Below are 22,002 nucleotides of genomic sequence, written 5' to 3'. Positions count from 1 at the left end.
CAACGTCCCAGCCATTGATGCGTTCAACTCCCATCGCCGACGGCTACCACACCTGGCGCACCCGGTCCGTGGCCGTCGGCCCGAGGACCTGGTCGCTGGCCACGAAGCCAGGACTCCTCGGACATGGTTCCGACGACCCGGCTGCCCGTCTCCTGGCGGAGCGCGTCAGGGTGCCGGTGGGTTCGGTGGTGGTGCAGATGCAGTGCGGAAGCGGACTCTTCGGTATTTCGGCTGCCCTTGGCCACGGGGCGTCGGAGGTCTGGCTCACCGACCGGAACGCCATCTCGGTCGAGGCCGCCATACGGAGTGTCGAACTCAACGGCGCAGCGACGGTACAGGTGCGCGCGGGGCAGGGCGGCGCCCCGCTCCCGGCCGGACTGGTCGCAGACGTCGTGGCGATCCGGATCCCCACCGAGAAGGCGGCGTTGCTCGAGCTGCTGCGCGACGCCTTCTTCCTCCTGCGTCCCGGTGGCAGCTGCACCCTGTCCGGTGCCACCAACGAAGGGATCAAGTCGGCGGCCACGCTGCTGGAGAAGGTGTTCGGCAACTGCACCGTGCTCGCCACCGACAGCGGCAATCGTGTGGTGTCGGCAGTGAAGCGCGCGGCCGCACCCGCGGATCCGCTCGTGCTCGCGGGCGACTGGCTCGATCGCGACCGGTTCCGGGAGCTCACCATCACCCTCCGCGGCATCCCGATGTCCGTCGCGTCGCGACCCGGCGTGTTCTCGTGGGAACACCTCGACGAGGCCACCTCGATCCTGGCCGACGCGATGTCGGTGCGTCCCGGCGACGACGTGCTCGATCTCGGCTGCGGCATCGGGGTGCTGGGCCTGCTCGCCGCGCACCTGTCACAGACGGGTCGCGTGACCCTCGTGGATGCCGACCTCGAAGCCGTGCGCTGCGTGCGGCATACGATCGCGGCGCAGGGCGTCACGCGGTGCGAAGCGCTCGGGAGTGACGTGGCGGGCGCCGTGCTCGACCGCCGCTTCGACCTCGTGGTCACCAACCCGCCCTTTCACGTCGGCAAGGCCACGGACCTCGACGTGCCGGCGCAGTTCATCCGTGACGCGTGGGCGGTGCTGAAGCCGGGGGGGCGGTTGGAACTCGTCGCCAACCGCACGCTGCCCTACGAGCGCCTCGTGCTGGAGCGCTTCGGGAACCTGCGCACCGTGCACGATGGGCCGCGGTTCAAGGTGCTGGCGGCCACGCGGTAGTCAGGCGGGTGTGCCCGTGAGCAACGCGCGCTCGTCGGTGGTGACGAGCCGCCACTGGCCGACCGGCAACGCCCCGAGCCGCAGCCCACCGATCGCGGTGCGGTGCAGCGTGATGACGTGGTTGCCCGTGGCCGCGAACATGCGGCGAACCTGGTGATACCGTCCCTCCGTCAGCGTGACCTCCACCTCGCGCGGCCCGAGCCGCGTCAGCACCGCCGGACGCAACGGCTGCTCCTCACCCTTGAGCCGCAGCGTTCCGCTCGCGAACCGCGCCGGCACATCCTCGCCCACGTCCTCCGCCAGCGCGGCGCGGTAGGTGCGCGGCACGTGCCGCTTCGGCGACGCCAGGCGATGGTTCAGCGCACCATCGTCCGTCAGCAGCAGCAGCCCGCTCGTCTCACGGTCGAGTCGGCCGACGGGCGCGAGCACGGGAGTGCGCTCCCGGAATCGGGGTGGCAGGAGGTCGTACACCAGCGGCGGCAGGTCACTGGACGAGCAGGTGTACCCCACCGGCTTGTGCAGCAGGACCAGCGACCCCGGTGGCGGGTCGAGTGGCACGCCATCCACCAGCACGCCGGCATGGCTCCACGCACTGTCGTCGCGGAGCACGGCCCCGGTCAGGTCGGTCGCCCGACGCGCCGCCACCAGCGATGTCACCTCGCGACGGGAGCCGTAGCCCAGGCGCGACAGGTACTTGATCAGCGACATGCCGCGACTGATCGTAGGGGCCGAGCGGTCTCCCAAGCCCCCGTGACAGGAGTGTCAATGGTCTCGAGCAAGGAAACGACGCCGGCTGCATACCTCGCGAGCCTGCCGCCCGAGCGCGCCAAGGTCATCGCCAAGGTCCGTGCGATGATCCGGAAGCACCTGCCGAAGGGATACGTGGAGACCATGAACTGGGGGATGCTGTCCTATGAAGTGCCGCTCAGCACCTATCCGGTGACGTACAACAAGCAGCCGCTGACATACGTGGCGCTGGCCGCGCAGAAGAACAACTACGCGATCTACCTCATGAACGTCTACGGCAACCCGGCACTGCTCGGCCAGCTGCAGGACTGGTATGCCGCGCGGGGCAAGCGCCTCGACATGGGGAAGAGCTGCCTGCGCTTCAAGCGCCTCGAGGACATCCCGCTCGACGTGGTCGGGCAGATCGTGGCGGCGACGCCGGTTCCGGAGCTGATCCGGCTCATGGAGAAGGCGCACCCGGTGAAGTGACGGGTCACGGCAGGCCGAACGGGATCCGCTTCAGCGCGACACGGCCGTCGGCGATCACGATCACCGCATCCTGCAGCGCGCGGATGTCGTCGAGCGGATTGCGCTCGAACACCGCCAGGTCGGCCTCCATCCCCACCCGCAGCGTCCCGACGCGCGTGTCGATGCCCAGGCACCGGGCGGCAACGGCGGTGGCGGCGCGGATCGCCTCCATCGGCGTCATGCCCAATGATGCGAAGTGTGCGACCTCGAGCGACACGCGCGAGGTGCTCTGCGGGCCGTACTCGGTGTCGACGCCGGTGATCACGGGCACCCCCATCGCATGTGCCATCCGGATGGCCTCGGCCGCGCGCGGGATCATGTGCGTGCCGCGCAGGGCGAGTGGCGCGCTGTCGTAGTCGCCACCGGGCTCCGACAGGTCCACGAGGGTCGTGTAGGTGGGCGTGAAGCAGGTGCCGCGCGCCTTCATCAGGCGGAGCGTCGAGTCGCTCAGGTAGGTGCCGTGCTCGATCGTGCGTGCGCCGGCGAGGACCGCGGCCCGTGCCCCCTCGTCGCCGTGCGCATGGACCAGGACACCGACGCCGCGCGCACGTGCCGCATCGACGATGGCGGTGAGCTGCGCGACGGTGTAGACCTGCTTCCGCGGATCCTGGTCGGCGAGGCCGGCGCGCTCGGTGGCGCGTGTCTTGATCCAGTCGGCGCCGCGGTCGATGTCGATGTTCACCAGCGCGGCCAGCTGCGCCGGCGTCGTCACGCCGCCGGCGAATGAGGCCAGCCGCGGGTCGGCGAGGATGGTCTCCCCCAGGTCCGGGGTGACGAACACCCCGGCCGCCAGCATCTCCGGCCCGGCGATCGCGCCCTGCCGCACCAGGGCGCGCAGCCCCACGTCCTCGAAGTGCGGGGTGTTCGCGCTCCGCACGGTGGTGACGCCCGATTCGAGCGCGCGCTTCATCCCGGCGGTGGTCGCGATGTGCGTGTGCGCATCGATGAGCCCGGGCACGACCCAGCGCCCGCCGATGTCGATCGTGTCGGCGGCGCCCGCGACACTGACGGGCGCACTCCCGATGCTGGCGATGCGACCGCCCGAGATCACGATCGTGGCATCGCGCAGGGGTGCCGTGCCCGTGCCGTCGATGACGTTCGCGTGGAGCAGGACGAGGCGGCGCGCGGGAGCCGACTGGGCGCCGGCGGTGGCGGCGACAGTGGCCACGCCGCTGGCGAGTGCCGCAACGACGAGGGTGATGCGGGCGGATCGAGACGGCATGCATGGCTCCGGGGAGGGTCGCGCCGGCGGCACGGTGCACCAGCAGCAGGAACTTCCACCACGCACCGGCCTGCGCCAAGTCCCGGCCACCGCGCTTTACGTGCCCCCGCTGGGCGGATACTGTGCGCCGCACCACTTCGCTCCCGTCCCCTCACTCGCCCATCATGCGACTCATCCGATGGGGCGCGCCCGGCGCCGAACGGCCCGGCGTGCTCGTCGACGGCGTCCGCCGCGATTGCTCGGCGCTCATCGCCGACTTCACGCCGCAGTTCTTTCGCGAGGACGGGCCCGGCCGGCTGCGTGACGCCATCGCAGCCGGCGCGGCGCTGCCGGAGGTGCCAGCCGACGCGCGCTGGGCGGCGTGCATCCCCCGGCCCGGCAAGGTGGTCTGCATCGGGTTGAACTACCGCGACCACGCGAGCGAGATCGGCGCGAAGGAGCCGCGGGAGCCGATCATCTTCCTGAAGGCGTCGAATTGCGTGGTGGGACCGTACGACGACGTGCTGATCCCGCGCCTGTCGGTGAAGACCGACTACGAGGTGGAACTCGGCATCGTGATCGGGCGTGACGTGCGCTACCTCGCGTCACCCGCCGATGCGCCGGCCCACATCGCCGGCTGGTGCATCGTGCACGACGTGTCGGAGCGGGAGTTCCAGGTGGAGCGCGGCGGGCAGTGGACGAAGGGCAAGTCGTGCGACACCTTCGCCCCGACTGGTCCCTGGCTCGCCACGCCGGACGAGGTTCCCGACGCGCGAGCCCTCGCGTTGACCTGTGACGTGAACGGGGAGCGGCGGCAGTCCGGCACCACGGCGCAGATGATCTTCGATCCGTTCGTGGTGGTGCACTACCTGTCGCAGTTCATGACGCTCGAGGCGGGCGACCTGGTCGCCACCGGCACACCGGCGGGGGTCGGGATGGCCGCGAAGCCGCCCCGGTTTCTCTCGGCCGGCGACGTGGTCGAACTGAGTGTCGAGGGCCTCGGCACCCAGCGGCAGGTGCTGCGGCCCGCCTGACCGCGAATCGGTGACACCCGCAATTCGGTGCGCAATTCGGTGACAGTGCACCTGCAAATCGGTGACAGTGCACGAATTCCACGCTAATCGGTGCGAAAATCGGTGACAGTGCACGCATTCCACGACATGGGAAATGTGTGCACTGTCACCGATTTTCAGTTCAAGATCTCCGTCCCCTTGAACGGCGGCGGCTGACGGCGCCGAGCACCAGGTGGCAAACCGGTGACAGTGCATGAATTCCACGAAAACCGGTGACAGTGCATGAATTCCACGACATGGGAAATGTGTGCACTGTCACCGATTTTCCCTGGGAAATGTGTGCACTGTCACCGATTTTCCAGTGCACGTATTCCATGACGTGGGAAATGTGTGCACTGTCACCGATTTTCAGTTCAAGATCTCCGTCCCCTTGAACGGCGGCGGCTGACGGCGCCGAGCACCAGCAGCCCCGTGCCCATGAGCACGATGCTCGCCGGCTCGGGGGTGACGAGCGTGGCGGCAAACGCCGCGTCGGTGATCCCGGCCACCGACATGAATGCGCCCGGCGACGCCAGCGCGCCGGCATCGTCGCCATTGCCGGCGATCCAGAACGCGCCGCCGCTGTAGTCGTCGGTGTCGTTCGCGCCGACGAGGTTCGCCGCGTCCATCGGCACCGCGCCCTGGTTCGACGTGGTGATCAGGAAGAGGTACGTCCCGCCCGAGCCGAGCTGCAGGTCGCCGGTGTTGAAGGTGCGCGTGTCGAAGTCGAATTCGTTCGCCGAGCCCGCCACATCGAGCTGGCTCCAGAGCGCCGGGCCGGTGATGCTCTGCGTCGCGGTGCTGAAGCCGTAGACGTAGGCGTCGAACGTGAGGGCGCCGCCGTTGAAGAAGCTGGAGAACGAGAGGCTGAACGACGTCAGTCGTGATGCGAACGTCGGCGCCGTGAACGACTGCCCGAACGACTGGAAGCCCGCTGGGTCGCGGGTCAGTGGCCCGACGCTGGTGGTGAGCGCCGCGCCGATGCTGCCCTGCGCGCCGAGTGGCAGCGCGAGGGTGCATGCGGTGGCCGCGAGACCGAGCGTGCGGCGGAGGAGGGAAGGGGCTGCCTGCATCATGGGGTCACCGTCACGGTCTGGGTACGGGTGGCGATGCCGCCATCCTTGTCGGTCACCGTGACGAGCACGGTGTAGGTGCCGGCCTTCGTCCACATCTTGCCGCGCTGCAGCGGGGTGGTGGCAGGCGGCGTGGTGAGGGTCGCGTTGAACGCCGTGCCGTCGCCCCAGTCGTAGCGGACACGCCACGGCCCGTCACGCAGGCCGGCGTCGGTGAAGCGGAGCTGCGAGAGCCAGCCCGCGTTCACGGCCACGGTGGTGCCGGTGGTCGATCCGAAGGTCGCCACCGGGGCGGCATTCGAGATGCTCACTGTCTGCACCGAGGAGGCCTCGTATCCCATCCGGTCGGTCACCGTGAGCCGCGCGGTCACGCTGCCGTTGTCACCGAAGACCTTCGATACGCTGGCACCGGTGGCGGTGGTGCCGTCGCTGAACGTCCAGCGGTAGGTGAGCACGTCGCCGGCATCGGGATCGGTGGAGCTGAGCCCGTTGAACGCCAGCACCTCACCCTCGACGCCGCTGGTCGGCCCGCTGATGTTCGCGACTGGCGGGCGATCTCCGGCCTCGATGGCGGCCTCGAAGTTGTCCGGGAGCGCCGAGAGGAAGTCGTACCCCGTGAGGCGCTCGAGGCTGTCCACCGTCACCTGGTAGTCGCGCCAGTTCGCGGTCCGGATGCCGGCGATGTTCGGCATGTTCACAACGATCACCTGCATTGCGGCGACGTCGTCCCAGTTCCGCACGTCAGCCACGCCCTTCCCGCGGTCCATCGCGACCACGATCTTCCAGGTGAAGTCGGGGATGCGGATCTTGCCCTCGTCCTTGATGTAGCGCGCCGGCCCGGTGAAGGCGGGGCCGGTGATGATGTAGAGCTCCTTGTTGCTGACGCGTGCGAGGTCGGCGATGAAAATTTCCTGCGTCGCCCACACGCCCTGGTTCAGGTCGGCCTGCTGCGGCACGACGTTCGACAGGTAGAACGTGGTCGCGTTCTCGAAGTTGGTGACCGTGCGGTCCGCCGAGCGCATCATGTGGCCACGATCGAAGCCGCCGTTGGTGTAGTCGGAGGTCTTGATCACCGGGAAGCCGGCGGCGATCACGGCCGGGTCGTTGGTGAAGCAGTTGCAGCGGTCCTCGGCACCGAACTGGCCGTTGTCCAGGTTGTACGACACCCAGTTCGGGCCGCCGTTGTTCCGGTTGTAGCTCACCGTGGACTGCGCGCGCCGGATGAGGAAGTCGTCGGCGCCGCTGGCGTCGGTGGGCGTGCCGAACTCGGTGTTGTTGCCGTAGATCGCCGGGTCTGCGACCACCGGTACGTCGATGGTGACCGTGGCCCCGCCGCTGACGCCGTTGGGGGCCGTCGCGATCACGCGTGCGGTGCCGGCCGCGAGGCCGGTGATCACGCCGTTCGCATCGACCGAGAGCCGCGCCGCGTCCGCCGGGTCGACCGACCAGGTGAACGTGGTGAGCACCGTCGCGCCCGTGCCGTCGCGCGCCGTGCCGAACACCTGCGTCTGGAACCCGACGGGGATCGTGGCCGCGCCGACCGTGACCGTCGCGATCTCACCCGCGGCCGCCACGGTGAGCACGCTGGTCCCGCTCACGCCGTTCGCCGCGGTCGCCGTGATCGTCGTCGTGCCGGCGCGGAGCCCCGTCGCCACGCCGCTCGCGGCGTCGATGGAGGCGACCGCGGGATCGCTGCTCGCCCAGGTGAACGTCGTCGTGACGGTCACGCCGGCGGCATCCTTCGCCGTGCCGGTGAAGGCGCGCGTTGCCCCGATGGCGACGGTGGACGGGTTCGGCGTGACCGCGACACTGGCCACCGGACCGCCCGGCACGCCGCCACCGCCGCAGAGATCGACGCCGGTGTAGCCCGACACGTCGTTCGCTGCGTTCGGTGTGCCGCGGTTGCCGGAGGCGTAGACCGTGGTGGCATTTCCCCACGCCCGCGCATCGTTCATCGGGCTGCAGTCGATCACCATCGCACGCTTGGCCCGTGACGCCGCCGCCGGCGGCGCGGCACCCCAGGCCACGCTGTCCACCGTCGCACCGCCGGCATCCCGCACCAGCAGCCAGTCGTTCAGGTTGTTCGCCAGGTTCATCGCGCCGAGTCCGAACACGGCGTTCAGCCCGCCGTTCACCGCGTTGTTCGTGTTCTTGGCGAGCACCACGTACCCGCCCGCGGGGATGCTCACGTCGCCGGTGATCGTCACGACGAGCGGATCGTTGTTCGACACCACCTGGAAGCCGGTGAGACTGACGGCGGTGGCGCCAGGATTGTGCAGCTCGAACCACTCGCCGTTGGCATCCGAGATCGTCGTCGGATCAGCCATGATCTCCGAGATCACGAGCGTGGTCGCGCTGCCGCTGGCCACGGCGGCACTCGGTGACGCCGGCAGCGGGCTCGGGGCGGATGGAGCGTCGGTGGTGGTGCCACCGCACGCCGTCAGCAGCGCGGCGGCGAGCGCGCCGGTCAGCAGCGACCGGCAGCGGGTGGGAAATCGCATGGTGGTGCCTGGGTGAGGGGTGACGGCGCAGGCCGGCGCGCGCCGGCCGGTGATCCGCGTCGCGAAAAGTACGGACTGCGCCGGGCGCGTGCGTGACAATCCTGCAACGAATGGCGCGACACGCTGCGTGCGAGTGTTGCACCCGTGCACGGCCGGCCCTGTCGCGGCGACGCGACAGCTTGCGCGTGTCGTCGGAGCGACGTCACGGCCGCGCCCGGCGGATGCCGCAGGCGGATGCGGCTGGCCAGGTCGGAACCCGTGAGATCCGATCGTCGGCAGGCGTCGTAGCTGCCCCAGACGGCCGTCCGTGCCGATCCGGTCGCCCCACACCGCTGCGGCCGCGCCCACACCCGTCGATCACCCGCTCAGGGAGCAACACATGTCACACAGGTTCCTCGCCCGTCGCCCGCTGCGCGCCGCGCTCGTGCTCGCGGCCGGCGCCGTCGCGCTGACCATCGCCCGCAACGTGCAGGCCTCCGACCACCAGGACACGCCTGAGGTCGAACTGAATCCACGCATGGACATCAACGATGTCTATGCCTTCCCCGGCGCGACGCCGGAGCGCATTGCGCTCGTGCTCACCACCTCGAGCCCGATTGCCGGCACCGATGCGTCATTCGACCCCAACCTCCTCTATCAGTTGAAGGTCGACAACACCGGCGACGCCATCGAGGACCTGGTGTTCCAGGTCACCTTCGACCGCGGCACCGGCGCCAGCCAGCGCTACACCGTGCGCGGCCCCGTCGCCCCGCCGATGGCCGGCACGAAGACGATGCTCGCGACCACCGGGCCCGTCGTCACCGGCACCGTGGGCGGCACGGCCGGCGCATCCACTGGCCTGCAGGCGTTCGCCGGTGTGCGCGCGGATCCCTTCGTGATCGACCTCGAACAGTTCTTCAGCATCATCCCCGATCGCCGGCCGTCCACCGGCCCGCTGTCGGTGCAGAGCGGTCCCCCCGCCACCGCCTTCCGCACGCCCGGCGTGGACTTCCTGAAGCCGTTCAACACCCTCGCCATCGCGATCGAGCTGCCGAAGTCCGCCCTGCAGTCCAGCACCGCCGCCGACGCGAAGTTCGGTCTCTGGGCCACCATCAGCCGCTGATGACCACGCCGCTCGCGACACCACCCCGCACCGGGACCTCCACCATGTCGACTCGCCTTTTCGCACGCCTCTCCGCCGCAGCCCTCCTGCTGCTCACCGTCGCCGCCTGCTCCGACGACAACGACGGTGGGTCCACCTCACCCGACGTCACGCGCACCTACAACCAGGTGGAGCGCCTCGGCAATCCCCTCGTCAGCGAGGTCTTCTTCGCGAAGCGGGATCACGGACTCCACAACAGCACTGCGCCGGCCACCGACGTCGCCAACGGATTCGGCGACAAGATCAAGGGGTTCACCAATGCGTTCAACCGCGGCCCCACGATCGCCAACACCCTCGCTGCGGTGCTGGTCCCGGATGTGCTGCTGGTCTACCCGAACCGTGACGGTGCCACCGCGGGCTGGTTGAGTTGGGCGCTGGCCAGCGGCTATGGTGGCCGCAAGCTCCAGGACGACGTGGTCGATGCGGGCCTCACCGCCGTCTTCGGCAGGCTGCTCGATCCGTCGGCAGCGGTCGTCACCGGCCTCACCTCTGACAACATCAGCACCAGCACGCGCACCTACGGCACGGCCTTCCCCTACCTCGAGGCGGCGCGCTGATGCGGGCCCGCACGCTGCGTCTCGTCATCGTGTCCGTCCTTGCCGCGGCAGGGGGCGGGACGGTGCTCGTGCGCGCAGCACACGCCACGCGCGCAGCGGGCATCGCTGCGCCCGTGGCGGATGCGGGATTCGCCGAACGCTCCAGCCGTGACCGGCAGATCGCGGTCTGGCACCAGGCGCTGGCCGCGGATACCGGCAGCGCGCTGGTGCTCGGCCAGCTCGCCGCGCTCCACCTGCAACGGTCCCGCGAGGGCGGCGGCTGGGACGATATCGTGCGCGCCGAGGCGTTCGCGCGTGCGTCGCTGGCACGCCGCACCTTTCGCAACGCCTCCACGGCCTCGACGCTCACCGGCATCCTGCTCGCGCAGCACCGGTTCACCGAGGCCCGCGAGGTGGCCCGCGACCTGGTGCGCCACGATCCGGAGGTGCCGGAGTACCGTGCGACGCTCGCCGAGGTGGCGATGGAACTCGGCGACGACACGCAGGCCGACACCCTCTTCGGCGCGCTGTGGCCGCACCGTGGCACGCTCACGATCGCCGCGCGCCTGGCACGCTGGCTCGAGCTGCACGGGCATGTCACCCAGGCACGCCAGCTCCTCACCGCGGCCCGTGACGATGCCGTCAGCCGCCGGGACATCTCGCGCGAGACGCAGGCCTGGTTCAACCTCAGGCTCGGTGATCTCGAGCTGCGCAGCGACCGACGGACCGCAGCCGGGGCCGCGTATCGCTCGGGACTCGCCATCGAGCCTGGTGATCCGCGGCTGCTCGGCGCGATGGCCCGGCTGGCGGATGCAGCCGGCGACCCGCGCGGCGTGATCGAGTGGGGCGAGGCGGCGGTGGGATTGCAGCTCGACCCGGGCACGCTCGGCCTCGTGAGCAGCGCGTTCGCCGCGCTCGGTGACAGTGCGCGTGCCGAGGAATACGGGATCGCGCTGGAGACGGCCGTGTCGTCACAGCCTGGTGCGTATCATCGCGCGTGGAGCCTGCATCTGCTGGATCAGGGACGGCAGGTGCCGCTGGTGCTCACGAAGGCCGCCGAAGAGCTGCGCCAGCGCCGCGACATCTACGGCTGGGATGTCTATGCATGGGCGTTGCACAAGGCCGGCCGGTCCGCCGAGGCGAAGGTCGCTATGGGTCATGCGCTGCGGCTGCACACGCGCGATCCCCTCCTGGCGCGCCACGCCGCTGCCATCGGCCTGCGCGCACCGGTCGCGGGGGCAGGGGAGTGATCTCCGAGTGGCTGGCGTTCCTGGAGCTCGGCTTCCGGCACATCGTCGCCTGGGACGCCGCCGATCACATCCTGTTCCTGCTGGTGCTGGCCGCCATCTACCGGGTGCCTGACTGGCGCGCGGCACTGTGGGTGATCAGCGCCTTCACCGTCGGGCACTCGATCTCGCTGCTGCTGGCCGTCACCGGTGCGCTGGTGCTGCCGTCAGGCGTGGTGGAGTTCCTGATCCCGGTCACGATCGTGGCCACGGGCGTCGAGAACCTCATCCTGCGGGAGCGGGCCGCCAGCGGACGGTCGGCGCGCCACCGACCGCTGTTCGCGGGACTGTTCGGCATCGTGCATGGCGCCGGGTTCGCCGGGTACCTGCAGGGCCTCTTCATGGATCACCTTGCGGTTCCGCTCCTCGGATTCAACCTCGGCATCGAGGCAGGGCAGGTGGTGGTGCTCGCGGTGGCTGCCGTGGGCTTTGCGGCGGCCGATCGCCTGCTGGCGCACGTGCCGGCGGCAGGACGGGGACTGCCCGACGCGTTCCAGCTGCGCGTGGTCGGCGTCTCGGCGCTGGTCACGGTGGTCGCGACCGCGTGGGCCGTCGCGCGGTATCCGGCGTGATGCCGCCGCTGCGACGTGGCGTGCTGCTGGCGGCGCTGGCGCTGGTGGCAGCGCAGCCCGCCGGTGCGCATGCCATCCACACCACGCTGACCGAGTGGACCGTCGATGACGGGGGCGTGACCCTTCGCATCCGCGCCTTCGCCGACGACTTCGCGGTGTCGGTGGCGCGCCATGCCGGTCGCGCGGCGCCACGCGACAGCTCGGCACCGGTGCCGGATGTCGTCCGCTACGTACGCGCCCGGTTCTCCGTGACGATGGGCGGCGCGCCCGTGGTGCTGCAGCCGTGCGGCATGCGACGGGCCGCGGAGCTGTACTGGCTCTGCTTCCGAATCGAGCGTCCGGCTGCACTCCCGCTGGTGATCCGGAACCAGATGCTCACGGAGCTGCATGCCGACCAGGTGAACATCGTGCAGGTCGCCAGCGGTCGGTCACGCCGGACGCTGCTGTTCACCGGCAGCAGCCGGCCGGCGCCGTTGCCCTAGCTCCGGAGCGATTCGGTGACAGAATATTCGGTGGGAATATTCGGTGACAGCGCACTGTCGAAAATCCGGTGACACGAAAATCTGGTGACAGTGCACTGAAAATCCACGAAAATCTGGTGACAGTGCACTGAAAATCCGGTGACAGTGCACTGCACCGAATCTCTGAGTGCACTGTCACCGAATTTCCAGAGTGCACTGTCACCGAATTCCTGAGTGCACTGTCACCGAATTTCGTGTCACCGAATCTCTGCAACGGAATTGCGGGGACTGGCAGTCAGGCCTGCGCCACCGCGGCGACCAGCGGGTGGAAGTCGCGGTACCAGAGGTCGGCGCCGTTGCCGAGCGAGCGGTCATTGCAGTTCGCGTGGATCAGGCGTGCCACGAGGCCAGCCTCCAGCGCGTCGGCGTCAGGCCGGCCCGCGATCGCGAAGGCCGCCATCCGCAGCAGCAGGCGCGTCTCGTGCCCTTCGAACCGGTCGAAGAACCAGCCGCAGCTCGTGAACATCCCGTAGCGCGCCCGCCGCTGCGGCGTGAGGGCCGGGTCGTCACCGTCGGCCGCGTCCAGTGCCTCGGCCAGCCAGCGGAGCGCGGCCCGCAACGGCCCGCGCCATTCCTGGGCACGCCCGGTCTCGTGCGTCGCGCCGCAGCCGCAGTTCGAGCGCCAGCGCTCCACCCCGTGCGCGCAGCTCCAGGCACTGGGCGAGACGAGCGCCCCGTCCGCCCAGTCGTCCCGGCTGTCGATGATGGCGGCGAAGTTCGTCACCGTGGCGCGGTGCGTGCGCCGCAGCGAGCCGACCGCGGTGGCGAGCGCCATCTCGCCATGCCGCTTGTGGTGGCCGAACGTCTCGCCGTCGGTGGCGATGCTCGCGATGCCCTGCGCGCTGCTCACGGCGGCCAGCGCATCCGCCAGCCGTTCGCCCTGCTGCGCCAGGTCGCCGAAGCCGATCGAGCCGCTCAGCTCCCCGTGGTACGGCGCCAGGAACAGCGATCGCCCGTTGGCTCCCCGCCAGCGCCGCGGCTGGCCGTCGCTGCCGCCATGGCGGATCTGGTACGGGGCCACGATCACGAACTGCACGCCGGCCTCGGCCAGCGCCTGTGCGGTGTCGTCGTCGATCGCCGTCTCCGGACACCAGAATCCGCGCGCCTCGCGCCCGAACCGGGTGCGGAAGTCGTGCAGCCCCCACGCTATCTCGCGCTGCCGCTCGTGCGGCGACGCCAGCGGCAGGATCACGTGGTTGTAGGCGCTCGCGATCGCGTTGCCCGCGCCGACGCGCTGCGCCGACCGCGCGTCGCCGTGCCGCATCGACTCGAGCACGGCGGGCGCCTCGCGGTCCAGCCAGCTCGCCAGCGTCGGCCCGACGTTGAAGCTGATCCACTCGAACAGGTTCACGCGGTTCCGCGCCGCGATGTCACGGGCGGTGGTGAGCGGGAGGTACGACTCGTCGGTGATGCGCGCGTTCCAGTCGTGGAACGGCGCCGCAGTGCGCTCCACCGGCACGAGGCCCGTGAACGGGTCCTCGCGCGGTGGCTGGTAGCAGTGCGCGTGGAGTACGACGGAACTCACGCCGTCGGTGGATCGTCGGGGAAGTCGCCGCCGATGATGGCCGGTGCGTAGTACTCGGTGGTGTACTGCTGCACCATGCGGGCGGCGGTGAAGAAGCGCCCCGCCTGCCGGATGCTGTGCTTCATCGTCGCCAGCCACTTGGCCGGGATCGCGTCGCGGTGCGTGCGGTCGTAGAACCGCGGCACCACCTCGCGCTCGAGGAGCTCGTACACGTTGTTCGCGGCAGCCGCGTCCTGCGACGGGTCGTTCGGCGCCGTGACCGACCAGCCGTTGGTGCCGTCGCACCCCTCGGCCCACCAGCCGTCGATCGTGCTGAGCTGGGGCACACCGTTGAGCGCCGCCTTCATGCCGCTGGTGCCGGAGGCCTCGAGAGGGGGGCGGGGAAGGTTCATCCACATGTCCACGCCCTGCACCAGCAGGTGGGCCACGTGCATGTCATAGTCCTCGATGAAGGCCACGCGGCCCTCGAACCGCGGGTCGCGCGTGAACTGGTACACGCGCTGCAGCACGGTCTTGCCCGGCCCGTCGGCAGGGTGCGCCTTGCCGGCGAACACCAGCTGCACCGGCGCGACGGGGTTCGTCAGGATCTTGCGGAGCCGCTCCGGATCGTGGAACAGCAGGTCGGCGCGCTTGTAGGTCGCGAACCGGCGCGCGAAGCCGATCATCAGGCTCGACCGGTCGAGCAGCACGCCGGCGCTCACCGTCTGCGTGGCCTCCTTGTGGCCGCGGGCGAAGCTGCGGCGCGCGCGCTCGATCACGCGGTCCATCAGCACGTTCTTCAGCTCGAGGTGGGCCGCCCAGAGATCGGCGTCCGGCACCTTCATGATGCGGTTCCACGTGTCCGGGTTGTCGAGCTGGAAGCCCCAGCCGCGCCCGAGGTGCTTGTCGAGCGTGCTCATGATCGGGCTGGCCATCCAGGTGGCCAGGTGCACGCCGTTCGTCACGTGCCCCACCGGCACCTGGTTCACGCCGCGGTTCGGCCACATGGGGTGGAGCAGCTCGCGCGACACCTCGCCGTGCAGCTTGGCCACGCCGGTCACCTTCGAGGCGAAGCGGACGGCGCATGCCGTCATGTGGAACTGGTCCTTCCCGTAGTGCGGGTGGAACCCGAAGTTCGCGAAAGCGTCGGCGTCGATGCCCAGGTCCGTCCAGACCGGCCCGAGCACCGTCTCGACGGCCGACCGCTGGAAGACGTCGTGGCCGGCGGGCACGGGGGTGTGGGTGGTGAACACCGAGGCGCGCCGCACGGCCGTGACCGCCGCCGCCATCGCCATGCCGGTCGAACGCAGCTCTCGCAGCCGCTCGATGAACATGAAGCTCGCGTGCCCCTCGTTGGCGTGCCACACATCGGGCTCCATGCCGAGCGCGCGCAGGATCCGCACGCCGCCCACGCCGAGCAGCCACTCCTGGCGGAGGCGCAGGTCCACGCCGCCAGCGTACAGCCGGCTCAGCAATTCCCGGTCCTCGGGACGGTTCGCCGGGAGGTCGGTGTCCAGCAGGATCAGCGGCACGCGGCCCACCATCAGCCGCCACGCCCGCACCAGCACCTCGGCACCCGCCACCATCACCGAGACGGTCAGGTCGCTGCCGTCGGCGTTCAGGACCGGGGTGATCGGCGTGCTGGCCAGGTCGAAGGTGTCATCCATGTTCTCCTGCCAGCCATCCACGTTGATGCGCTGGTCGAAGTAGCCGTTCCGGTAGAGCAGGCCGACGCCGACCAGCGGCACGCCCAGGTCCGAGGCGGTCTTGCAGTGGTCACCCGCCAGGACGCCGAGGCCGCCCGAGTAGATCGGGACCGAGGAATGGAGCCCGAACTCGGCGCAGAAATAGGCGATCTTCGACTTCGTCAGCTCTGGGTAGGTCTTCGCGAACCAGGTCGAGTCCGACTGGGCCTCGGTGCGGGACCAGTGCATGGCCTCGTCGTACATCGCCCGGAAGGCCGGGTTGTCGGCGCAGGCCTGCAGGCGCTCCGGCGCGACCCGCTGGAGGAAGGTGACAGGGTTGTGGCGCGTGGACAGCCAGAGGCGGTCGTCGATGGCGGCGAACAGGGCGCGCGCCTCGCGGTTCCAGCTCCACGAGAGATTACTCGCGAGCTCTTGCAGGCCGGCGATCCGGCTCGGAATGATGTTGGTCACGGTCAGCAAACTAGGGACATCTGGTGGAGTCGGGCAGTTGTCTGCAGACGCGCGGGCCGGAGAACCGTCCCGAACCGGGCGGCGCCTACTGGAAATACGGCTCCGGGCTGCGCACCTTGCGAGTGTCGGTCGGCGGCGCCTGCCAGCGGCGTGCCGCGGCCAGTGGACCGGCGCGTCACCCCTCGCGCCTGCCGAACTCACCAGTACATCCTGCGATGCTCGGCGGGGTGTCGTCTGCCCCTCTCGCAGGAAGCCCTTCATGGCTCCACGGACTCCCCGGCAGGCAGCGAAGCCCGCGGCGAAGCCCGCCGCTGCGCCCGCGCCGAAGCGGACCCCCAAGCGGACCCCCAAGCCCAAGACCGCACCGGCGGTGCGCGGTGCTGATGGCCGCTTCCTCAAGCGGAAGCCCGCCACCCCGCTCGCCGCCAGCGACCAGCGACCGGTCTCGGTGGTCCACTTGTCGGTCGAGCTCGCTCCGATCGCCCGAACCGGGGGCCTCGGCGAGGTCGTCAGCAGCCTGGCCGCGTACCAGGCCGCCGCGGGCATGGATGTGTCGATCGTCATTCCGCTCTACCGACAGGTCCGCGACCAGTTCCCCGACCTGGAGCCGGTGGACGCGCCGTTCATCACCGACGTCGCCTTTCGCGGATACGGCACCCAGCTCTACCGCCTTCCCGCGGACCGGACGGCCGAGGTCGTCGGCATGCGCGGCGCCACCGCACTCCCGACCGTCTGGTTCATCGACAACCGCGAGCTGTTCGACCGCCCGGGGATCTACGGCGACGCCAGCGGCTCCTATGGCGACAGTGCCCGTCGCTACGCCTTCTTCTGCGCCGCCGCCCTCCGCATCCTCCCCCGGATCACGTCGGCCCCGGCCATCCTCCACGCCCACGACTGGCACACCGGCCTGGCCCTCGCCTACCTGCGCACCTGGTACGCCGACAGCCCCTGGCATCGCGAGGTCGCCACGGTCCTCACCGTCCACAACGCGGGCTACCAGGGCCACTACGACGCCGGCACCATGGCCGAGGTCGGGCTCCCGATGTCGCTGTACAACCACCACCAGTTCGAGTGGTACGGCCGGATGAACCTGCTCAAGGGTGGCATGGCCTTCGCCGACGCCGTCACGACGGTGAGCATGACCCACGCCGACGAGCTGCGGACCGCCGAGGGAGGCTTCGGCCTTCACGACACGTTCCTGCTCAAGGGGGCGCAGTTCAGCGGCATCCTCAACGGCATCGACCAGACCCGCTGGGATCCGCAGAACGACCCCGCGATCGCGGCCCCGTTCTCGCGCGAGGACATCGGCGGCAAGGCCGCCTGCCGCCAGGCGCTGCAGCGAGAGCTGGGCCTCGCCGATCGCGCCGATGTCCCGATCTTCGTGATGACCGCCCGCCTCGTCCAGCAGAAGGGGCTGGAGCTGATCCTCGACAACCCGTGGATCTTCAATGCCGATGCGCAATGGGTCTTCCTCGGCAACGGGGATCCGCGCTTCGTCAACGGCCTGCGCGCCCTCGCCGCGCGCCACCGCGATCGCATCGTCGTCGACACGGACTTCTCCGACGACAAGGAGCACCGCCTGATGGCCGGCGGCGACGTGCTCCTCATGCCCTGCCTCTACGAACCGTGCGGCCTCACGCAGATGCGCGCACAGCGCTACGGTACAGTGCCGCTGGTCCGCCGGGTCGGTGGCCTGGCCGACACCGTGCACGACGGCGTCACCGGGTTCGTGTTCGACGAGTTCACGGCCACGGGCTTCGCCGAGGCGGTGGCGCGGGCCGTCATCGCCTACCGGGACCGCGACCAGTGGTTCCGCATGATGCGCGATGGCATGGCCCGTGACTTCGGCTGGGAGCGCTCGGAAGAGCGCTATCGCGATGTCTACCGCTCCGTCCTCTCTGCCCGCTGACCTTCCATGGACTTCGTCCTCCAGCTGCACTCGCACCTGCCGTGGGTGCTGAATCACGGCGACTGGCCACACGGCTCCGACTGGCTCTCCGAGGCCACGATGGAGACGTACCTGCCGCTGATCGAGAAGATGCGCTGGCTGCAGATGGACAACGTGCACGCGCCGGTCACGCTCGGGATCACACCGATCCTGGCCAACCAGCTGGCGCACCCGACCTTCCCGGCGATCTTCGAGAAGTGGGCTGCGAACAAGCTGAAGTGCCTGGAGGAGGAGGGCGCCCGGTTCGCTGCGCGGGGCGACGATGGCCTGAGCCACGTGTGCGGCTGGACCGCCGGCAACATGCGGAAGTACCTCGAGCTCTACCGCGCTCTCGATGGCGACATCCTCGGCGAGTTCCGGCGCTTCGCCGACGACGGACGGATCGAGATCACCGGCTCGGCGGCCACGCATGGCTTCCTTCCCCTGCTGGGTCGCGACGAGAGCATCAAGTTCCAGCTCCAGCTGGGCCGCCGCGAGCATGAGCGCCTGTTCGGGCGCCGGCCGGCGGGGTGCTGGCTGCCGGAGTGTGCGTACCGGCCCGGCGGCTGGTGGGAGCCGCTCAAGCACGCCCCCAATCGCGGCGTGCGGCACGGCATCGAGCACGAGGTGCGCGCCGCGGGCTTCCAGTACGTGACGCTCGATGCGCCGCTGGTGCAGGGCCGGCACAAGGAGCGGACCGCCTACCGCGCCTACCGGATCAAGCAGGAGAATGGCGAGGCGCATGTGTATGCGCTGGCGCGCGACCAGCGCACCGCCGCGCAGATCTGGAGTGCCGACGGCGGCTACCCGGGCGACGGCGCCTACCTGGAGTTCCACAAGACGCACCAGGAAGGGGGGCTGAAGCTCTGGCGCATCACCGGCCGCAAGGTGGATCTCGGCGAGAAGCACCCGTACTGGCCCGAGGTCGCGCAGAACAAGGTCGAGGAGCACGCCCGGCACTTCGCCACCTTGCTGGGCGCGATCGCCCGTGAGCAGCACCCGTTCGGGACCTCGCTCATCATGGCGCCGTTCGACACGGAGCTGTACGGGCACTGGTGGGCGGAGGGGCCGGAGTTCCTGAACAAGCTCTATCGCGAGCTGCAGCACGTGCCGCTGCTGCGGCCGGCCACGGCAGGCGAGCACCTGCGGGACAACCCGAATGCGCCGGGCATCCCGGTGGAGCCGGGGTCGTGGGGCGCACACGCCGACTGGTCCACCTGGGTGGGGCCGAAGGTGGCGTACATGTGGCGGCGGCTCTGGCCGCTGGAGAACGCCTTCTGGGAGATCGCCGGCCGCGCGCTCGGCGAACCGCTCGCGCACACCGCGCTCGAGCAGGCCGCGCGCACGCTGCTGCTGGCACAGAGCAGCGACTGGCCGTTCATCGTCACGATGGGCGAGGCGGCCGACTACGGCGATCACCGCTTCCATTCGCACTGCGCCGACCTGGAGCAGATCCTCGGGCTGATGCACCAGGGCTTCGAGAGCGGGGACTTCACCACGGCGCACAACTATGCGGCGGAGCTGAAGGTGCGCGACGACTGTTTCCCGGACATCTTCCCCGCGTTGCGCGCGGCCCTGGCATGATCCCGGTCATCTTCGTCGCACCGCGTCTGTCCGACAACGCGGCGAGGATGGTCGAGGCGCTCGGGGCGCTGCCCGGCGTGCAGCTTGGCGTGATCACGGAAGACGACGTCGACCAGGCGCCGCGCCAGACGCGGGACGTGATCGTGCAGCACTGGCGCGTGGACGACGTGCTGGACGTGTTGCAGCTCCGGCAGGCGGTGGGCGAGGTGGCGGCCCGGATCGGCGGCGTCGAGCGGCTCTTCGGCGCCTACGAGCAGCTGCAGGTGCCGCTGGCGGTGGTGCGGGAGTCGCTCGGCGTGAGCGGGCTGCCGGTGCGTGCGGCGCTGAACTTCCGGGACAAGTCGCGCATGAAGGACGTGCTGCGCGCCCACCGGCTGCCCTGCGCGCGCCACGCCCTCGTGGAGCGGTACGTCGACGCGATCGCGTTCGCGGAGCGGGTCGGCTTCCCGCTGGTGGTCAAGCCGCAGGCCGGTGCCGGCGCGCTGTCCACCTACCGCGTGGATGACGCGCGCGCGCTTGGCGAGGCGCTCGAGCTCGCGCAGCCGTCGGTGCTGGCGCCGGTGATGCTGGAGGAGTTCATCACCGGCACCGAGCACTCCTTCGAGACCATCTCGATCGACGGCCGTGCGGTCTGGCACTCGCTCACGCACTACCACCCCACGCCGCTGGAGGTCCTGCGCAACCCGTGGATCCAGTGGGTGGTGGTGCTGCCGCGCGAGGTCGACCACCCGAGGTTCGACGACATCCGCGATGCGGCGGTCGAGGCGCTGGATGCCCTTGGCCAGACCACCGGGCTGACCCACATGGAATGGTTCCGGCGCGCCGACGGCACGGTGGCGATCTCCGAGGTGGCGGCGCGGCCGCCGGGTGCGCAGATCACGACGCTGATCAGCCGCGCGAACGACGTGGACTTCGTCGGGGCCTGGGCGAACTTGATGGTGCACGGCGAGTTCACGCCGCCGCAGCGCAAGTACGCCGTGGCCGCCGCATTCCTGCGCGGGCAGGGGAGCGGGGTGGTGCGCCGGGTGCGCGGGCTGGAACAGGTGCAGGCCGAGTTCGGGCACCTGGTGTGTGACGTGAAGCTGCCGGTGGTGGGGCATGCACCGGCCGCCACGTACGAGGGCGACGGCTACGTCATCCTCCGCCATCCCGAGACGGTGGTGGTGGAACGGGCGATCCGCCGCGTGGTGGAGCTGGTGCAGGTGGATCTGGGGTGATCACACGGGACTCGCGGTTGGACGCTCACGCCAGGGGATGCACATGAACGTGTTGATGATCGCGCCGGGCTATCCCGACGAGATGCCGCTGTTCTGCCGCGCGCTCTCGACGTTCGGGGCGAAGGTGTATGGGATCAGTGACGTGCCGGCCGGCAACCTGCCGGAGCTGACGCGCCGCCACCTCTCGGGCTACCTGCAGACGCCGCAGATCAACCAGGAGGACGCGGTGGTCGCGGCGGTGACGGCACAGTGGGTGGGCCGCACCTTCGACCGGGTGGTCTGCCTCTGGGAGCCCGGCGTGGTGCTGGCGGCGAAGCTGCGCGCGGCGCTCGGGGTGCCGGGGATGGGCGTCGAGGACGCGATCGCGTTCCGCAACAAGGACATCATGAAGGCGCGTGTCGCCGCGGCGGGCATCCGCACGCCGCGCCACCGCGGTGCGACATCGGCGGCCGAAGTGCGCGAGGCGGCGGAGTACATCGGCTACCCGCTGATCATCAAGCCGATCGACGGCGCCGGCTCGATGGACACCTTCCGCGTGGATGACGCCCGCGAGCTGGACGCCGCGCTGAAGCGCCTCACGCACATCGAGCACGTGAACGTCGAGGAGTTCATCGAGGCCGAGGAGTTCACGTTCGACACGATCTGCATCGACGGCGCGATGCAGTTCTTCAACATCGGCTACTACCGCCCCCGCCCGCTGGTGGCGCGCAGCGTGGAGTGGATCAGCCCCCAGACCCTCTGCCTGCGTGACGTCGACAGCGACTGGGTGGCCGGCGGCCGGCAGATGGGCGCCGACGTCCTCCGCGCGATGAACCCCGGCAACGCGTTCACGCACATGGAGTGGTACCGGAAGTCGGACGGCGAGGTGGTCTTCGGTGAGATCGCCGCCCGTCCGCCCGGCGCCCGCACGGTGGACCTGATGAACTACGTCTCGGACGTGGACCTCTACATGGGCTACGCCGAGGCCGAGCTGCAGGGCACCTTCTCGCTCGAGGTCACCCGGAAGTACAACGCCGTCAACATCTTCAAGCGGGCGCAGGGCCATGGCGCGATCAGTCGCGTGACGGGGCTCGAGCAGCTCGTGCAGCGCTTCGGTGAGCACATCGTGAACATCGACCTGCTGCCGGTGGGCCAGCCGCGGCGCGACTGGGTGCTGACCCTGCTCTCCGACGGCTACCTCACCATCCGGCACCCGGACTTCGCGCAGGCGTGCCAGATCGCCGATGCGGTCGGAACCGACCTCCAACTCTACGCGTCGTAATA

The 22,002-nt window shown here is 70.0% G+C and carries 19 protein-coding genes; 13 read left to right on the top strand and 6 right to left on the bottom strand.

Translation table 11 applies throughout. The features are described 5' to 3' along the window. The first annotated feature begins 17 nt into the window (after positions 1 to 17). Entirely contained in the window at positions 18 to 1,214 is a 1,197-nt protein-coding gene (locus IT355_01190) for a methyltransferase (GenBank protein MCC7051848.1), read from the top strand. Here the strand turns inward: IT355_01190 and IT355_01185 are convergent, their stop codons facing one another. After that, the gene (locus tag IT355_01185; protein MCC7051847.1) at positions 1,215 to 1,922 is read right to left on the bottom strand and encodes a pseudouridine synthase; all 708 of its coding nucleotides are present in this window, start codon (positions 1,920 to 1,922) and stop codon (positions 1,215 to 1,217) included. A 57-nt stretch (positions 1,923 to 1,979) separates the two neighbouring features. Here IT355_01185 and IT355_01180 point away from each other — a divergent pair, with 57 nt between their 5' ends. Beyond that, on the top strand, positions 1,980 to 2,429 hold the full coding sequence (locus IT355_01180; GenBank protein ID MCC7051846.1) for a DUF1801 domain-containing protein: 450 nt from the start codon (positions 1,980 to 1,982) through the stop codon (positions 2,427 to 2,429). 4 nt (positions 2,430 to 2,433) lie between these two features. On the opposite strand, the gene IT355_01175 is transcribed toward IT355_01180, so the two are convergent. After that, positions 2,434 to 3,690, bottom strand: a complete 1,257-nt coding sequence (locus tag IT355_01175; protein ID MCC7051845.1) for an amidohydrolase family protein — start codon at positions 3,688 to 3,690, stop codon at positions 2,434 to 2,436. 164 nt (positions 3,691 to 3,854) lie between these two features. Between IT355_01175 and IT355_01170 the strand changes: the two genes are divergently transcribed. Continuing rightward, complete coding sequence (locus IT355_01170) at positions 3,855 to 4,703, top strand: fumarylacetoacetate hydrolase family protein (GenBank protein MCC7051844.1); 849 nt, start codon at positions 3,855 to 3,857, stop codon at positions 4,701 to 4,703. A 392-nt stretch (positions 4,704 to 5,095) separates the two neighbouring features. On the opposite strand, the gene IT355_01165 is transcribed toward IT355_01170, so the two are convergent. Both IT355_01165 and IT355_01160 read right to left on the bottom strand, forming a co-directional pair. After that, a complete protein-coding gene (locus IT355_01165; GenBank protein ID MCC7051843.1) occupies positions 5,096 to 5,797 on the bottom strand; it encodes a PEP-CTERM sorting domain-containing protein in 702 nt (233 codons plus the stop codon). After that, positions 5,794 to 8,121, bottom strand: a complete 2,328-nt coding sequence (locus tag IT355_01160) for a DNA/RNA non-specific endonuclease (GenBank protein ID MCC7051842.1) — start codon at positions 8,119 to 8,121, stop codon at positions 5,794 to 5,796. Before IT355_01160 ends, IT355_01165 begins: the two co-directional genes overlap by 4 nt. On the opposite strand from IT355_01160, the gene IT355_01155 reads away from it, so the two are divergent. From IT355_01155 to IT355_01130, 6 genes are all read left to right on the top strand, one after another. Next, on the top strand, positions 8,120 to 8,311 hold the full coding sequence (locus IT355_01155) for a hypothetical protein (GenBank protein MCC7051841.1): 192 nt from the start codon (positions 8,120 to 8,122) through the stop codon (positions 8,309 to 8,311). The genes IT355_01160 and IT355_01155 overlap by 2 nt on opposite strands. A 363-nt stretch (positions 8,312 to 8,674) precedes the next feature. After that, the gene (locus IT355_01150; protein MCC7051840.1) at positions 8,675 to 9,397 is read left to right on the top strand and encodes a DUF4331 family protein; all 723 of its coding nucleotides are present in this window, start codon (positions 8,675 to 8,677) and stop codon (positions 9,395 to 9,397) included. 44 nt (positions 9,398 to 9,441) lie between these two features. Continuing rightward, positions 9,442 to 9,993, top strand: a complete 552-nt coding sequence (locus IT355_01145) for a DUF4331 family protein (protein ID MCC7051839.1) — start codon at positions 9,442 to 9,444, stop codon at positions 9,991 to 9,993. After that, positions 9,993 to 11,222 carry a hypothetical protein gene (locus IT355_01140; GenBank protein ID MCC7051838.1) on the top strand — a complete coding sequence of 410 codons (1,230 nt, stop codon included), beginning with the start codon at positions 9,993 to 9,995 and terminating at the stop codon, positions 11,220 to 11,222. Before IT355_01145 ends, IT355_01140 begins: the two co-directional genes overlap by 1 nt. After that, positions 11,219 to 11,830, top strand: coding sequence for a HupE/UreJ family protein (locus tag IT355_01135; GenBank protein ID MCC7051837.1), 612 nt, complete (start codon positions 11,219 to 11,221; stop codon positions 11,828 to 11,830). Before IT355_01140 ends, IT355_01135 begins: the two co-directional genes overlap by 4 nt. After that, on the top strand, positions 11,830 to 12,312 hold the full coding sequence (locus IT355_01130) for a hypothetical protein (protein ID MCC7051836.1): 483 nt from the start codon (positions 11,830 to 11,832) through the stop codon (positions 12,310 to 12,312). Before IT355_01135 ends, IT355_01130 begins: the two co-directional genes overlap by 1 nt. Positions 12,313 to 12,586: 274 nt before the next feature. On the opposite strand, the gene IT355_01125 is transcribed toward IT355_01130, so the two are convergent. Both IT355_01125 and glgP read right to left on the bottom strand, forming a co-directional pair. Further along, on the bottom strand, positions 12,587 to 13,876 hold the full coding sequence (locus tag IT355_01125; protein MCC7051835.1) for a DUF3536 domain-containing protein: 1,290 nt from the start codon (positions 13,874 to 13,876) through the stop codon (positions 12,587 to 12,589). Next, a complete protein-coding gene (glgP, locus tag IT355_01120; protein MCC7051834.1) occupies positions 13,873 to 16,011 on the bottom strand; it encodes an alpha-glucan family phosphorylase in 2,139 nt (712 codons plus the stop codon). Before glgP ends, IT355_01125 begins: the two co-directional genes overlap by 4 nt. Before the next feature lie 259 nt (positions 16,012 to 16,270). On the opposite strand from glgP, the gene IT355_01115 reads away from it, so the two are divergent. Genes IT355_01115 through IT355_01100 form a run of 4 tightly spaced genes read left to right on the top strand, consistent with a single transcriptional unit; the run spans position 16,271 to position 22,000 of the window. Beyond that, positions 16,271 to 17,920, top strand: a complete 1,650-nt coding sequence (locus tag IT355_01115) for a glycogen synthase (GenBank protein MCC7051833.1) — start codon at positions 16,271 to 16,273, stop codon at positions 17,918 to 17,920. A gap of 6 nt (positions 17,921 to 17,926) precedes the next feature. Continuing rightward, positions 17,927 to 19,522, top strand: a complete 1,596-nt coding sequence (locus IT355_01110; protein ID MCC7051832.1) for a DUF1957 domain-containing protein — start codon at positions 17,927 to 17,929, stop codon at positions 19,520 to 19,522. Continuing rightward, positions 19,522 to 20,739 carry an ATP-grasp domain-containing protein gene (locus tag IT355_01105; GenBank protein MCC7051831.1) on the top strand — a complete coding sequence of 406 codons (1,218 nt, stop codon included), beginning with the start codon at positions 19,522 to 19,524 and terminating at the stop codon, positions 20,737 to 20,739. Before IT355_01110 ends, IT355_01105 begins: the two co-directional genes overlap by 1 nt. Before the next feature lie 37 nt (positions 20,740 to 20,776). After that, positions 20,777 to 22,000, top strand: coding sequence for an ATP-grasp domain-containing protein (locus IT355_01100; GenBank protein ID MCC7051830.1), 1,224 nt, complete (start codon positions 20,777 to 20,779; stop codon positions 21,998 to 22,000). Positions 22,001 to 22,002: the final 2 nt, after the last annotated feature.

The organism is Gemmatimonadaceae bacterium (genome assembly GCA_020851035.1).
Lineage (GTDB): Bacteria > Gemmatimonadota > Gemmatimonadetes > Gemmatimonadales > Gemmatimonadaceae > JACMLX01.
This window is presented reverse-complemented; position numbering and strand designations above follow the sequence as displayed.